Source organism: Novosphingobium sp. BL-S-34, from assembly GCF_056857015.1.
Map to the genome: position 1 here is coordinate 618,358 of NZ_CM166473.1, position 14,997 is coordinate 633,354.

Below are 14,997 nucleotides of genomic sequence, written 5' to 3' on the forward strand. Positions count from 1 at the left end.
GATCATCGGTGGTGGATTGGCGGGACTGACGGTCGCCCGCCTGTTTGCAGGCCGCAGACGTGGACTTCGTCTTGCTCGACGCCCAGGACCGCTTGGGGGGACGCATCCTGTCGGCCGGCGCGGATGGCCTGCCGAGCGAGGATGGGTTCGACTTGGGGCCGTCCTGGTACTGGCCGCATATGCAGCCAGCCATCGACGAACTGGTGGAGGAGCTGGGCCTTGCCGCTTTCTGCCAGAATAGCGACGGCGATGTGATATTTGAGCGCATGTCACGCGAAGCCGCCCAGCGCTATCGGGCGTCGTGCAGGATCAGCAGAGCATGCGGCTGGTCGGGGGAACGTCATCCCTTGTCCGCGCGCTGGCCCGCGATCTGCGGGCCGAGCGGATCAGGCTCAAAGCCCGCAGGACGGCGATGGCTCTCTTGCCGAAGGGCGTAGAGCTGACCATCGGCGACGCAGAACCGCTTCTTGTTCGCCATGTGATCGCCGCTCTGCCTCCGCGCCTCCTCGAAGCGACGACGCGCTTTTCGCCGAGCGTCCCCCCGGAGACGGTACAGCGCTGGCGAGGCACGCCGACATGGATGGCGCCGCACGCCAAGTTCTTCGCGCTCTACGATCAGCCTTTCTGGCGTGAGGCCGGCCTGTCCGGCAGGGCGCAAAGCATGGTGGGTCCGATGATGGAGATCCACGATGCGACCACGTCGTCGGGCAGCGCCGCGCTCTTCGGTTTCCTCGGCGTCGGCGCCGAGCAGCGCGCGGCTCTGGGCGAGGCGGCGCTGACGCGGGCCTGCCTCGATCAGCTGATGCGCATCTTCGGCAGCGAGGCCCGGCAACCGACCGCTACGATCCTGAAGGATTGGGCAGCCCATCCCCTGACCGCGACAGCGGCGGACCGCAGCGCGGCAGCCATATCCTTCCCGACAGCGCGCCATGGGTAACGGGCGAATGGCAACAGCACCTGACGCTTGCAGGGAGCGAAACCAGTCCCACCGAAGCAGGCTATCTTTCCGGGGCCGTCACGGCGGCGCAGCTGGCGGTTGCGGCCACGATGGACCGCATCAATGAAGGCGGAAGTAAGGAGCGGTAGCGCAAGGGTCGGGGCAAAGCGAAATAGGGGGGCAGGATCATCGATCTGCTCCGGTATTGAAGGCAGGCCCGGATCCGGCGAGACGGAGCCGGGCCTGCCCGATGGTCAGCGGTGGAAGCGCAGGCTGAGGAAGAACGTACGCCCGATCACGTCGTAGACGCCCGACTGGTAGCTCAGTTCGAAGTTGGCGCCGCCGGCTTCGGCACCCGGTATGCGCGGGGGCTTGCGGTCGAAGGCATTGTTGAGACCGCCCGACAGCTCGATGTTATCGGTCAATGCCACGAAGGCCGAGAAGTCGTTGTAGAACACGTTCGGTGTCCAGACTTTGCTGTACTTGTCCGGCGTGATCGTGGTGGCCGCCTTCATCGGCGAGAAGTGGCGCAGGCTCCAGGTAAAGCCCATGCCCTCGCGCGAGTAGGTCGTGCGGACCACGCCTTTCCACTTGGGCGATCCGAAGATGCCCGCGTACTCGGTGATCGAGCCCGGATCGGTTGGGTCGAGCGTATAGCGGCGATTGAGGAGGCGGGTGTAGTTGGCGTCGATCGACAGCTTGCCCGTATCGTCGGCGAGGCCAAGCCGCGAGAGCGGCAGGCTGTAGCTCAGTCCGAAGTCGATCCCCCGGGTGAGGTACTGGGACAGGTTCAGCTTCTGGGTCATCACGGATTCGAGATTGCCGTTGGCGTCACGCTGGATGAGTGGGCAGAAGATGTTGTCCAGCGAGGACTGGTCCACGCACTTGTCGATTAGCATCTGGGCGCCGAAGGCGTCGATCGCGTTGCGCAGGTCGATGTTGTAGTAATCGACCGTGAGCGACAGCCCCGGCACGAAGCGCGGTTGCAACACGGCGCCGAGCGTCAGGGTCTTGGCGGTCTCCGGCTTCAGGTCGAGATTACCGCTCGAAATGATGTCGCGGTAGAGCCAGTAACTTACGGTATCGGCCGGGTTGATCGCCGCGCAGTTGGCTGCCGTGTACTGCGTGCGGGTCGCGCGGTTGGCGAGATTATAGGCATTGCACGGATCGGTGATCCAGAGGCCCGAAACGCTGTCCGCCGTGTAGAGTTCGCCGATGTTCGGCGCGCGTACCGCCTGGCCGTAAGTGGCGCGGAAGCGGATATCGGGGATGGGCGCCCATTCGCCGCCGAATTTCCACGTCGTGGTCGAGCCAGCGGTGCTGTAGTCCGACAGGCGCACGGCACCGTCGAGCGACAGGGTGTCGAAGAACGGTGTGTCCTTCAGGATCGGAACATGGACTTCGCCGTAGACTTCCTTGACCGAGTATTTGCCGACGAGAGTGCCCTGCATGGTGCCGATCGTCGGATCGTAGAGCGGACTGTCCGGATTGTACTCGGGGATGGCGCCGATATCGTTGCGCTCCTTGCGGTACTCGCCGCCGAGCACGACCTGTACCGCACCGCCCGGCAGGTTGAACAGGCCGCCCGAGACATAGCCTGAGAGCACCTGCTGCGTCAGTGTCGATTTCGACCAGTGCGAGGTATAGGTGATGTAGTCGATCATCTCCGGGGTCAGCGTGCGCAGCGGGTTGATCGCCACGCATCCGTTGCCAGGATCGTCGAGCGTACTGCGGCAGACGGCTTCGCCATTGGCAACTGTCGTGCTGTCGATGCCCATGTACCAGCGATCGTAGGCGGTCGAGTTGACATCGCGCACCCGCTGGGTGGTCTTGCCGTAACTGTAGTAAGTCGAATAGTTCCAGGGCTGGGCGAAAAGCGTGAAATCGCCTTCCGCGCCGGCCACGGCCTGGAACAGCTTGCGATCGTATTCCGTAACCGGAGCCGGCAGTTCCATGAAGCGCCGCGCGAACTGGACGCCGCCGGCGGGCACCGCGCCGCCGTTGGCTGCGCGCATCTCGTCAGTGATATAGGGGCTGTCGGCGGGAACCACATCGGTGCCGAATGCGGTCATCTGAAGGAACCCCGCCTTCGAGGTATTGTGCGCGAACGTGGCGTTGGCGAAGAGCTTCAGCGCGTCGCTCACCTCGAAGTTGGCCGAGGCGCGGGTGTTGAAGCGCTCGGACGGAACTGAGAGATACCAGCCGTCGTAGCGGCCGTTGTATTCGCCGCCATCGGTCAGCAAGGTGCCCAGCGGGTCGGTGGAAGTGCCGAGGTTGACCGGCACGACGTTGACCAGGCCGCCGGGTCCGAGGATGGGATCGCGCAAGGTGCCGCTGTCGCGGTTGACCGAATAGAGCTTGCCGCCCAGCACCACTTGCGCGGCATCGGCCGTGTTGATGTTGCGGACGTGATCCTGGATGAAATAGGGACTGGAGCTGCTGGTGCGGGCGTAGATCGGATAACCGTCGGCCGTCCAGGGGCGATCGGAGCCGCTCACGGTGCCGGGCGTATTCTCGTAGAAGCCGTAGATCGTCACATTGCCGCGATGGTCTGCAAAGTTCGTGCCCGCGAGCAGGTCGAACCCGTACGTGTCCATGTCGCCGCGTGTCGAGGCGTTGTAGCGGGTATTGGCCTCGATCCCCTGGAAGTCCTTCTTGAGGATGAAGTTGGCAACGCCCGCGACCGCATCGGCCCCGTAAAGCGCGGAGGCGCCGCCGGTAATCACTTCCACCCGCTGCACGAGGCTGGAAGGGATATTGCTCAGGTCCACCGCCGAAGTGCCGGGAATGGCAGCGACCTGGCGGCGCCCGTCGACCAGCACCAGCGTGCGCTGCGTGCCCATGCCGCGCAAGTCGAGCGCATTGACGCCCGCGTTACCGGCGAGATTGCTCGTCTGGTTCGTTTGGGTGACTGCAAGGGCCGGGAGTTGGTTGACGACGTCGGCAATGTTCTGCGTGCCGGTCGCCTTGATCTGGTCGGCGTCGACTACCGCCAGCGGCGAAGGACTGTCGGCAGCGGCGCGCCGGATGCGCGATCCCGTGACGACGATGTCCTGGGCAGGTCGGTCGGTCGCGGTTTGATCAGCAGAAACCGGGGCCGTCTGCGCATAGGCATTTGCCGAAGGCGCAAGACAGCTGAGCATGAGCAGCGTCCGTAGCCATGCTACGGAGATCCGACGATTTATCATTTGGTTATCGCTCCCTGATCCGCAACAATTTGTCACGAACGATTCGTATACGATATTTTTCATACAAATTTGTCAAGTTGCATCACGCTCGGCCAAGGCCATCATCGCCGTTGCCTGGCTCATAATATACGATATACGTACCCCCACTTTGATGGAGGTGAGCCTTGGACAGCGCTGACGATGATGCATTCAACCGATCGCCTGGCAGCCGTTCCATCCCTCGCCGCCAGCTTCGCTTCACGCCGTATGGCCCGCTTGACCGCCGGGGGCTGATCCGCACCGGACTGGCGGGCGTATTCCTGCCCGCGCTTCAGGCGCCGCTGCAGGCCGCATCCTCGTCGCCTCCGCTCGTGCCGCGAAAGGTGAGTGCCTTACTCGCGTCCCCCGGAAGGCCCTTCAGGCTGGGCTTCGACGGAGGGCGCATCACCAGTCTCTCTGCCGCTTCGAAGGCTATACCGGGAGATTTCATCCATGCGGGCGCCGCGATGGGAAATGCCGCCGGGACTTACCGCATCGCCGATGGCCAATGGCAACGCTTCGAAACGCGCACGCAAGAACCTGAGGATGTCAAACAGACCGCGAATGGGTTGGAGGCGCGATATCGCCTGGCTCCGGGCATTTTCGTCACGTGCAGTTTCGCGCTTGAAGCCGATGGGCTGCGCCTCAACCTGACGCTTTCCAACGAAACGGCCCTGCCGATGGAATTCGGCGATCTTGCCCTTCCGCTGCCGATCAACATGATCCACGCGGCAAAGGACGATCCTGACGCCGTTCTCAAGCACAGCTTCATTTCCGGACGCAGTTCGCACATTTTCTGGCAGCGCAAAGACAGTCTTACGCCTTGGCTTGCCATGCTTCCGGAAAAGGGCGCTGCGCTTGAATACTGGGATGCGCCCAAGGGGTCACCAGACCTCTATCGGGTCTTTTTCCACGCCGCCGCCGAAGTCGCCGCCGTTCAGGCGGCAGGCTCGCGCTGGCGTCTGCCTGCGACCAGCCTCACACTCGCACCGGGGGAGACAGCCCGGAGAGGCGTTCGTTTCCTGCTCGTGGACGGCTACGCCGCGATGCGCCGGACCATCGCCGAGCACGGGCTGATCGACGTCGAAGTCGTACCGGGCATGACCGTACCCATCGATCTGGACGTAACCCTTTCACTGGGTTCGAGTGTGTCGGTCGTCCGGCTGGAGCCCGAACATCCTGCGCAGACCGAATGGACGCCGCTTGGCGAACGGGCCGGACGGAAGCTCTTTCGCCTGCGCTTCGCCCGGCTCGGCGAAAACCACGTCACGCTGCATCAGGCGGACGGGGGGCGGACCACGCTGGAATTCTTCGTGACCGAACCGGTCGAGACGATGATCGCCAAGCGCGGGGCCTTCATTGCCGCGCACCGTCATCGCGATCCGGCGAAATGGTACGATGGCCTGCTGGCCGAATGGAACATGGAGAGCGAAACCCTGCTCGGGCCGGACAATTACGACCGGATCAAGGGCTGGCGCATCTACGAGGTGACCTGCGATGACCCGGGCCTCTCCAAGCCCGCCTTCCTTGCCGCCAAGAACGCGGAATATCCGGTGCAGGCCGAAATCGACGCCCTGGACGATTACGTCGAGCACTTCGTCTGGGGCGGCCTCCAGCGCACGACCGAGGAGCAATGGCCTTACGCGCTTTACGGCATCCCTGACTGGAAGCGGAACCGCGACAGTGCCGATCCGGGCGACAAGGGCCGCAAGCACTTCTGGCGGCCCTACGACTACCCCCACATCGCGCTCCTGTATTTCGCGCTCTATCGCATCTCCCGTGACCGGCATGGCTTCCACACGCGCCTTACCGCAACCGACTATCTCGAACGTGCCTTCGGCACTGCGCGGGCCATGTTCGTGATCCCCAAGGAGATCATCGGTTGGGAAGCGGATTCGACCGGTTTCTACAATGAACTGGTCATTCCCGAGGTGATCGAGGCCTTGCGCCTAGAAGGCCGTATGGCGCAGGCAGACGAACTGGCCGGGCACTGGGAGCGCAAAGTCACTCACTTCGTGAACGAAGTCGAAGATCTCTTTGCCTCGGAATATGCATTCGATTCCACCGGCTTTGAATCCACGCAGGCGATTGCCCGCTATGCGCTCGACCGACCGGAGCGCTTCCCGCCCGAACAGGCGCGCGCTTTCGCGAAACGCCAGATGGATGCCAACCTGTTCTGCCGGGGATGGCTGCAGCCCTCGTACTACACTCTCGGCAGCGATTATCGCGGACAGGCGGGCGATGCCTATACGCTCAGCTACATGGCGCAAATGGGCGGCTGGGCCATCCTCGATCATGCCTTGAACGACACCCCCGATTACTGTCCGCTGCTGCGGCTCGGCCATGCCTCGGCGTTGAGCAGTTGGGCGCTGCTGAACAGCGGGACGCCGGAAAGCGGCTATGGCTACTGGTATCCCGGAAAGGCCAACGACGGCGGCGCGGGAGGCGGTTTTGAGCCCGCCGCCCGCGGCGAAACGTGGCTGGACCAGCCCCATCGGCATGGCTCGTGGTATTATTCCTGCGAGATCGACCTCGGCTTCTGCGGCGCTCTGCGCGCCGCCGCCACCTCGCTGGTCGATGACGATCTGTTCGGCCGTATCGCTCTTTCCGGCGTGCTGGAAGAGCGCGATGACCAACTTCTGATCCATTCTCGCGACGGTGTGCGACGGCGCTTCCATGCACGTCTCGGAGAGCTTGGCCTTGATATCCAGTTGCTGGATGACGGCCGGTTCGCATCTGACACGCCGATCCGGGTGAGCACTCGGCTCGAACGATGCGCGTTCGAGATCGACCACTCCGCAGGTCCAGCCCGCACCCTCAGGATACACATCGCGGACAGGAACGGGCGGCGCTGGAAGCTGGCAGAATCGAACCGGCCTCCGGTTGCGGGCGTACACACCATCGTCGTGAAGGAAGGCACTCAGCGCACCAGTCTAAGGGCCCGAGCCGAGTGAGCTGAGGTTCTCGCAGCGTCGACAGCCCGTCAACCCTTGCCATGGTAGCGACCCCTGCAAGACGGTCCGTTGATCCGGCGCGGCGGCTGGTTTATCCGCTGCCGCCGGAACCGGTCACTGGGCATTGATCGCCCATGCCCTGGAGGCGGTCGATCATTACCATTGCTTTAAAAGCAGATCGCCGGAATCCGTGCACGCATAAAGGCCCGCTGTTGGACCATAAGCGTGCGTCGTTGCCAGGGCGACCGCGGGACGAGCGCCCTCGTCGGGCGAATGGCCGGGACCATTGCCCGTCATGTCCGTGGAGGTAAGGCCGGGATCGACCGCATTCACCTTGATCCCCTCACTCGCCAGTTCCTTGGCCAACTTGACGGTCAGCATGTTGAGCGCCGTTTTCGACGCGCAATATCCGGCAAAGCCCACCGGCCAGGTCTCACTGCGCATGTCCAGTGCCTCGCCAAGGGAACTCAACCCACTGCTCATCATCACAATCCGGGCAGAACCGGACTTGCGCAGCAAGGGCAGAAAGGCCTGCGTTACCCGCATGACGCCGAAAACATTTGTCTCGAACATCTGCGCCATCTCATCGATCGATTCCGTGGCTACGGATGGCGGCGGGGCGAACATGAGGCCCGCATTGTTCACCAGCGCATGCAGCCAGCCAGCCTCGCGCTCGACCGTCGCTGCTGCGCCGGCGACACTGATGGCATCGGTGACATCGAGCTGGACGGCATGGGCATCGATGCCTGCCTTTCGCAAGGTATCGGCGGCAGCTTCACCGCGCTTCAGGTCCCGGCATCCCAGCCAGACACTGTAACCGAGCGCGCCCAACTGGCGCGCAATGGCAAGGCCGATGCCCTTGTTGGCGCCCGTCACGAGGGCAATGCGGTTCGTGCTCGACATACTATCTCATCCTGACCATCAATCAGGCCAGGATAATACGATCTTCGTATTATTCAAGTTTCGTGTTGTGCGATCTTCAGGGTGAGGCGAACGAAATCGGCGCGCTCTGCCGGGTCGAGCGGCTCCAGCATGGCGTTACAGGCGTCCTGATAGCCCTCCATGTAGCCTGCCACGGTATCCTTGCCCCCTTGGGTCAGGTTCAGAGCCACCGATCTGCGGTTCGTCTCGGGCCGGTGGCGCTCGATCATGCCGCGACGCACGAGGCGGTCGATCGAGGACGACATCGTGGTGAGCGCAACCTGGAGGTGCCTCGCGACATCACCCAGTTTGCAGTCCGGATTGTCGTCGATGAAGAGCAGCGCCTGCACATCAAGGGCATTGAGCGAATTGGCGATCGCCGCAGTCGCTTCCGCCACCTTTAAACGACGGGTGAACCGCTCAAAGGCGAGGGTGAGTTGTCTCAGTTGTTCGGCAGGAGGAGCGATCATGCACCCTTGAAGCATCTTTGGGGCTGGCGGGTAAGCCCCGGTGCGTCAGGCTTATCACATTAAGCGGCAGCTTCCCGAAAGTGCCTGGGTCCTCTGACGCGGCTCGCCTCAAACTTCAATCAGGTCATGGCCATAAGGGTGAACGCGGGGACCGATGGTCACAAAAGTGTGCGCTGTCGCACCAGGTAATCGGGACCGCGGTGGCGCAGGGTGCGCTGGGTATGGGGCTGGATCTTCGGACGATGGCTTTGACGGAGGGGGGGTGCCCAGAGCGGCCGCGCTCCGTGGCGATTGCGAGCGGTAGCTGCACTCTGTCGGCGAAGTCCGCGCCGGGAGTGCACGCCAGCGCGCGCGTTTCGCTGCAATGCCTTGGCCGCGCCGCCGGACCAGCATGGCCCCGCGGCGCGACGGTCGGGTTACTCCGGCTTGTGTTCCAGCGTGAAGCTGAGCGTCGCGGTGTGCTCGATATTACGATACCTGGCGGGATTGTCGCTGGGGCCGTCGTAGACGGCATGGATGACGTTGAGCCCCTGATTGCGAACGGCAAAGGTGACGGTGCCGTCGGAGCCGGTGACGGTTTCCTTGGCGTCCGGATCGTTGACGAAGTCGTTGATGAGGCGCGCGCCCGCCACCGGCCGGCCTTTATACAGCACCTTGTACGTCAGCTTCTGGCCCAGCATCGCCGGGATCGCGCCGGCGGGGACGATCTGCAGGGTCTGGCCGGGAAGCGCAGGGACGGTGCCGGCGAACGGGCCCTGAATCCGGACGGCATACTTGATGTTCTTGGTGGAGATGTCGGCGCCGGGCATCTCGTCCAGGCCCTTCTTCTCGTACTCGCCGCCCTTCATCCGCGACCATACGCCGTTCTGCAGGATCGCAGTCACGAACCTGGGCCTGGTTTCGGTTTCGACGAGCATCGCGAGCCCCGAGATCCGGTGCTGCGCCTTGATCGGCTTGACCTCGGCATCGTAGGCGGCAACCGTATCGATCAACGGCTCCCGCTTCACCATGTCGAGATCGTCGGCGCCTTCGCCATAGATCAGCACGATCTGCTTCGAGCGTTCGGTAATGTAGATGCCGTGCGCCTGGGCGGGCAGTGCGGGTGCGAGCAGCAGAGCGGTGAGGATCGCGGCTTTCATGGCAGTCTTCATCATGCACATCCTTGCTCGAGTTCGGCGGACGAGACGGGTCTTGCCGGCCATCACAGGCCGACCGTGATGCTGGCGATCGCGCTGAGCGGCGCGCCGGGATAAAGATTGCTGCCGAAGCCGCGCTCGGCGTATTCCTTGTCGAACAGGTTGTTGACGTTGACCTGCAGCTTCACGTTCTCCGCCAGCGGATAGTAGGCCAGCAGGTTCACCGTTGCGTAAGAGCGGATGTAAGGCGCGGTCGCCGCAGTGCCGGCGATGCGCCCACCGACGTAAGTGACGCCAGCACCCGCGCCGAGCCCCTTGAGGGCGCCTTCCTGCACTTCGTAGACATTGAGCAGGCTGGCCGAATGGCGCGGCGTGTTGGGCAGGCGCTGACCCAGCCGCAGGCGATTGTCCCTGGTCACTTCGGCATCGGCGAAGACATAGCCGCCCACGATCCGCCATGCTCTGGTCAGGTTGCCCGTGATCGAGAAGTCGATGCCCCGGCTGCGCACTTCGCCGGCGGCGATACTGTAATCCAGATTGTCCGGGTCAGTGGTCGCGACGTTCTGCTTGGTGGTGTGGAACAGCGCCGCCGTTGCGCTCAGCCTGCCGTCCAGCAGTTCCAGCTTCACACCGGCCTCGTAGCTGGTGCCGCGTTCCGGCGCGATGACATTGCCGTTCACGTCTGCTGCGGTGTTCGGCTTGTTGGAGCGGGCATAGCTGCCGTAGACCGAAACTTGCGGGGCCAGCACGAAGACCGTCCCAAGGCGCGGCGTAAATACCGTCTGCTCGAACGCAGAAGTGACCCCGTTGCGCAAGTTCAGGTTGTCGCTCTCGTATCGCTCCAGTCGTCCGCCGACCAGCAGCTTCAGCCAGGGTAGCAATGACACCTGGTCCTGGGCGTAGCCCGCGAATGTGCGCGTCTGGGTGCGGATGCTGGTGAAGGTACCGTTCAGCGGCGGGATTGCGGAGCCATAGACCGGCGCCAAGATGTCCAGCGTGAAGGGCGACAGCGTCGGGCTCGAATTGCGGATGACCTCGGTATAGTGGAAGGCCTCGAACTCGGCGCCCAGCAGCACTTCGTGCTCGACGCTGCCGGTGGCGAACTGGCCTGTCAGGTTCACCTGTGCATCCAGATCGCGCCACCGTAAGGTACGCTCGCTATAAGTGCGCACCAAGGTGCGGCCATCTGCGCGCAGACTGGAGGCCTGGATGCCGGGGCCGCCCAACTCGCCATTGTAATACTGGGCGCCCGCCCGCAGCTTCCAGTCGGGCGCCAGCTTGTATTCCGCGACGAGGCTGCCAAGGCCATTGCGCACGCGCCACCGGCCGACGGACGGCTCGCCGAAGAACCGCGAAGCGGGAATGGCGATGTCGAGCTGGTTGCTGAAAGCGGGATTGCCGCGGTCCAGCGGGGTCTTCACCTGCACGAACTCGCTGCTGAGAATGAAGGTCAGGCCCGGCGAGGCATCCCAGGCGAAGACCGGCGCGACCACGATGCGGTCGGACTGGACATGATCGCGGAAGCTGTCGCCACCTTCCACGGCCGCGCCGAGGCGGTAGCGCACGGTCTTTGCCCTATCGATGGGACCGGTGGCATCGACCGTTCCGCGCCAACCGCCGAAGCTGTCGATCCGGCCGCTGACGGTCTGGGCCATCCTGTCGGCAGGTACGCGCGAAACGATGTTGAACGTGCCGCCCGGATCTCCGCGACCATACAGCAGGGCGGCGGGGCCACGCAGCACCTCCACGCGCTCGACGGCGATGGAGTCCGGTGCCGGCGGATAGCCGCGGTTCATCGGAAAACCGTTGCGGAAGTATTCCGAGGTTGTGAAGCCACGCAAGTTGTAGTCGGTGAGACCAGTGCCCCCGAAGTTGTTGCCGCGCGTGATGCCGCCGGCATAGGCTAGCACGTCCTCGACACGGTTCGCTTGCAGATCGTCGACCACCTGCCGCGTCAGCACGGTCACGGACTGCGGCACTTCGAGTAAGGGCGTGTCCGTGCGCGTAGCGCTGCTGGAGCGGGTGACGTTGTAGGCGCCGGTCTTGCCCGTGACGACGATCGTATTGTCGGCGGGCTCGGTCTCGGCAGCACTCGCCATCGCCGGAACCGCCGATAGTGCGAGGCTTCCTGAAAGCAGCGCGGTCTTGGTACTCTGTCTCAATGCAATCCCCCGAGGCGTCGAGCAACACCGGGCAGGAGGCGTCCGCGCGAACGGTCGGCACGCGCGGTGGCCGGACACCCCAAAGGCGGCTGACGCACGACACCGATGCGGCCTCCGCCGCATTCTCGTCGCTCAGACGGAGAAAACTGACCGTGCCAAGACCATCCCCTGGGTCAGGCAAGAGCGACCGGTGCGACGGCAGGTCTCCTGGCTTGCGGGTCACAGCTTGATGCACGGCCTTCCCAGGCCTCGCAGGATTTAGCGTCCGGCCCAGTGGCTGGCGGCTCGGGCATTTCCCGTCCGCACATGTGCATCGCGCTCGCCGCTCACAGTTGCAGGGACAGCCTCGGATTCAAAGGCGCGGAGCCCTCTCACCGTGTTCCCTTTTAAGCCTTTTTCAAGGCACCGACGCGATCAGCCCGGGAGCTGAAGCTCTCAGGCCCGGTCGGCGATATCTGTGATGATCTCAATTCGCAATAGCATAAACGCTGCCTGGAATATCGGTATCTGCCGGCAGTGATGCTTTCGGGAATGATCGTCTGGGCGAACGACGGGTTTCCAACTCACTGCTCGCGATAGCGCAGCGCTTCAGCCATGGTCTCGCGTTGCATTATTGAATTTCACTCAGTGCTGCATGTTCATCTTTCAGGCTAATGCATGATGGCGCCCGCGCCTAGATGGTGGCCATGACGTTTTCGTTGCCATGCCCACCGGCCTTACGCCGCCTCGATGCGCAAATTGGCGCGCTGCCTGCCAGACGCATGGCGCCTGAAGCCAATAGCCTTCTCAAAGACAAAGCTCGCGGTCGAAGGGCCTCGCTTCCCAATGGAGACATCCCATGCCCAGACATGAGCCGTTCGGACATCAGGCCTGGCACCAGGCCTGGGCGTCTTCAGGAACCACCCGGCGTTCCATTCTGCAACTCTCTGCCGGCGCAGCTGCACTTGGCTTCCTTCCCTTCACCATCCCATTCGCGGAGGCACAAGACATCTCCAACGGCGCAGACAATCTCTACGTGAGTGACCGCGTCACGATCGAGAAAGTCACTTTCAGAAACCAATACGGCATGACCGTCGTAGGCAATCTCTTCATGGCCGACGATCTGGACCGAGGCCGCCGCCACGGCACGCTTGTCGTCGGCCATCCAATGGGCGCGGTGAAGGAGCAGAGCGCGAACTTCTATGCCACCAGGATGGCGGAGCAGGGCTTCGTCACCAATTGATCAGGCGCCCCAGCGAGCGGTGCCTCTGCCGTGCTGCCGAGCATCGACATGGCACGCAGCAGCAGATCCGCGCATTCAAGGTAAAAGCATGCATGTTTCGATAACCACGACCGCGGATGACGCGGGGCCCGGCGCTGCACCATGGAGTGCAGTTCTGGCAATGACACTGTGTGCTTTCGTGCTGGTGTCGTCGGAGTTTCTTCCGGTGAGCCTCCTTACTCCGATGGCGCGCGACATGATCATCAGCGAAGGGCAGGCCGGACAGGCCATTGCCGCGTCCGGTCTGTTCGCTGTTCTGACCAGCCTTTCGATATCGTCGCTCACGCACAAGCTCGATCGCAAACTTGTGATCCTGTGGTTGACGGGGCTTATGATCGTATCCGGCGCCATCGTCGCCTTCGCCCCGAGCTATCCGGTGCTGCTGGCTGGGCGGGCCGTTCTCGGAATCGCAATCGGCGGTTGCTGGTCTATGTCGACGGCAGTGCTCATGCGCATCTCGAATGGAGCGTTTTTTCCACGGGCCATCGCGACGCTTCAGGGCGGCAGTGCATTGGCGACGGCCGTGGCGGCGCCGATGGGCAGTTTGCTCGGCTCTGTCGTGGGCTGGCGCGGCGCATTTTTCTGTCTTGTTCCGCTCGCGGCGCTGGCGCTGATATGGCAGGCAGTCGGCCTTCCCAGGCTTCCTGCGCAGCACGGATCGCGGCAAGCGAGCGTCATCACCCTTTTGAGCAAGCCCGGCATTTTCATCGGACTGATCGCCGTAGCTGTCCTGTTCATGGGGCAGTTCGCCCTCTTCACCTACCTGCGCCCGTTTCTCGAAACCGTCACCCATGTCGACATATCCTGGCTATCGATCATCCTGCTGTTGATCGGCCTGTCGGGCCTTGCCGGAACGGCCGCTATAGGGCCGCTCGTCGCAATGAACCTGCGCAGGGTGCTCGTGGTCATACCGGGCTTGATGGCTGGCGTGGCCCTTGCATTGGCAAGCTTCGGTGGCTCGTTCTGGCCGACCGTCCTGCTGCTTGCGGCATGGGGCCTGATTGCCACACCGGCGCCGGTAGGATGGTTTACCTGGCTCTCTCAGGTGCTTCCCGATGATGCCGAGGCCGGCGGCGGATTGATGGTCGCTGTCATTCAACTGGCCATCACGCTCGGCGCGACCATGGGCGGCGCCATCTTCGATGCCACCGGCGTGCGCGCCACTTTCGAAGTCAGCGCGGCTCTGCTGGTCCTTGCCGCATTCCTTGCCGCAATGGCTGCGCGTCGAGCCGGGCAACGATGCGAACTCTCGCCAGTCTCCTGACCGATCAACAAGGACATTCACATGCGCGATATCACTGCCGAGGTTTCGTGGAACATCGGGACAGCTTGAAAGTTCTAAAGAACGAGCTGCTCCGAACATGTCGGCGCAGCGTTGGTGTAGTTAGTCTAAGGGAGAGCACTCATGTTTCGCTGGGCAATAATTTTTGCTGTCGTCGCATTGATCGCTGCGCTTCTGGGTTTTGGCGGCGTTGCGGGCCTCTCGGCCAGTCTCGCAAAGGTCTTCCTGCTGGTGGCGGCCGTGATCCTGGTTCTCGGCTTCTTCTTTGGTCGCGGCACAAGGGTACCCTGAAGCTTTTCGGCTCGATGAAACGCTCTGTGTCGAGACGTTTGGTCGGGTCCTGGTAAAGACCGTGCGGCAGAAGCGCTTATACTAGCGCTTCTGCCGCACGGCTATCCGGTATCACTTTTAGGCAAGCTGTTTTGCTGGAATCCAGCATTCAGAGGAACAAGAGTTGACTATGCTTGCAATCACGGCTGCAGACCGGGAAGCGGCGAAAACGCTGCGGGAGGCGCTGGCCGACGTATCCGACTTCTGGCAGTGCCCTGGTGACAAGGGAATACTCTGCCAGGTTCTTGCCGCGCATCGTATCAGGCTGAGCGCCGGCTTTTCGAACAGCTCGCCGGTTCCCTGGTTGTTCCGACGTCAGAACCGAACTTGAAACTGAG

At 63.1% G+C, this 14,997-nt stretch carries 11 protein-coding genes, 1 pseudogene and 1 riboswitch; of the genes and pseudogenes, 7 read left to right on the top strand and 5 right to left on the bottom strand.

Annotated features, from left to right (window positions below; all coding sequences use genetic code 11):
• Positions 1-44 precede the first annotated feature (44 nt).
• Both AC1VV3_RS16790 and AC1VV3_RS16795 read left to right on the top strand, forming a co-directional pair.
• A pseudogene (locus AC1VV3_RS16790) lies at positions 45-239 on the top strand (NAD(P)-binding protein); the annotation flags it as partial.
• 62 nt (positions 240-301) lie between these two features.
• Positions 302-937 carry a flavin monoamine oxidase family protein gene (locus AC1VV3_RS16795; protein ID WP_482962968.1) on the top strand — a complete coding sequence of 212 codons (636 nt, stop codon included), beginning with the start codon at positions 302-304 and terminating at the stop codon, positions 935-937.
• A gap of 254 nt (positions 938-1,191) precedes the next feature.
• Here AC1VV3_RS16795 and AC1VV3_RS16800 read toward each other — a convergent pair whose 3' ends face one another.
• Complete coding sequence (locus tag AC1VV3_RS16800; RefSeq protein WP_482962969.1) at positions 1,192-4,080, bottom strand: TonB-dependent receptor plug domain-containing protein; 2,889 nt, start codon at positions 4,078-4,080, stop codon at positions 1,192-1,194.
• 209 nt (positions 4,081-4,289) lie between these two features.
• On the opposite strand from AC1VV3_RS16800, the gene AC1VV3_RS16805 reads away from it, so the two are divergent.
• Positions 4,290-7,097, top strand: coding sequence for a DUF5695 domain-containing protein (locus tag AC1VV3_RS16805; RefSeq protein WP_482962970.1), 2,808 nt, complete (start codon positions 4,290-4,292; stop codon positions 7,095-7,097).
• 156 nt (positions 7,098-7,253) lie between these two features.
• On the opposite strand, the gene AC1VV3_RS16810 is transcribed toward AC1VV3_RS16805, so the two are convergent.
• The 4 genes from AC1VV3_RS16810 to AC1VV3_RS16825 all read right to left on the bottom strand — a co-directional run bounded on the left by AC1VV3_RS16810 (position 7,254) and on the right by AC1VV3_RS16825 (position 11,723).
• The gene (locus tag AC1VV3_RS16810; RefSeq protein WP_482962971.1) at positions 7,254-8,000 is read right to left on the bottom strand and encodes an SDR family oxidoreductase; all 747 of its coding nucleotides are present in this window, start codon (positions 7,998-8,000) and stop codon (positions 7,254-7,256) included.
• A 53-nt stretch (positions 8,001-8,053) separates the two neighbouring features.
• Entirely contained in the window at positions 8,054-8,488 is a 435-nt protein-coding gene (locus tag AC1VV3_RS16815) for a MarR family winged helix-turn-helix transcriptional regulator (protein WP_482962972.1), read from the bottom strand.
• 416 nt (positions 8,489-8,904) lie between these two features.
• Positions 8,905-9,639: a DUF4198 domain-containing protein gene (locus AC1VV3_RS16820; RefSeq protein WP_482962973.1), complete on the bottom strand. Its 735-nt coding sequence runs from the start codon at positions 9,637-9,639 to the stop codon at positions 8,905-8,907.
• A gap of 50 nt (positions 9,640-9,689) precedes the next feature.
• Positions 9,690-11,723: a TonB-dependent siderophore receptor gene (locus AC1VV3_RS16825; protein WP_482962974.1), complete on the bottom strand. Its 2,034-nt coding sequence runs from the start codon at positions 11,721-11,723 to the stop codon at positions 9,690-9,692.
• A 243-nt stretch (positions 11,724-11,966) separates the two neighbouring features.
• Positions 11,967-12,211: riboswitch (cobalamin riboswitch) on the bottom strand.
• Positions 12,212-12,624: 413 nt separating this feature from the next.
• Here AC1VV3_RS16825 and AC1VV3_RS16830 point away from each other — a divergent pair.
• The 4 genes from AC1VV3_RS16830 (at position 12,625) to AC1VV3_RS16845 (ending at position 14,990) form a co-directional block, all read left to right on the top strand.
• Positions 12,625-13,008 carry an alpha/beta hydrolase gene (locus AC1VV3_RS16830; RefSeq protein WP_482962975.1) on the top strand — a complete coding sequence of 128 codons (384 nt, stop codon included), beginning with the start codon at positions 12,625-12,627 and terminating at the stop codon, positions 13,006-13,008.
• A 160-nt stretch (positions 13,009-13,168) separates the two neighbouring features.
• A complete protein-coding gene (locus AC1VV3_RS16835; protein WP_482962976.1) occupies positions 13,169-14,311 on the top strand; it encodes an MFS transporter in 1,143 nt (380 codons plus the stop codon).
• A 141-nt stretch (positions 14,312-14,452) separates the two neighbouring features.
• Positions 14,453-14,620, top strand: coding sequence for a DUF1328 domain-containing protein (locus tag AC1VV3_RS16840; RefSeq protein WP_132265397.1), 168 nt, complete (start codon positions 14,453-14,455; stop codon positions 14,618-14,620).
• A gap of 169 nt (positions 14,621-14,789) precedes the next feature.
• Positions 14,790-14,990, top strand: coding sequence for a hypothetical protein (locus AC1VV3_RS16845; RefSeq protein WP_482962977.1), 201 nt, complete (start codon positions 14,790-14,792; stop codon positions 14,988-14,990).
• The last annotated feature ends 7 nt before the right edge of the window (positions 14,991-14,997 follow it).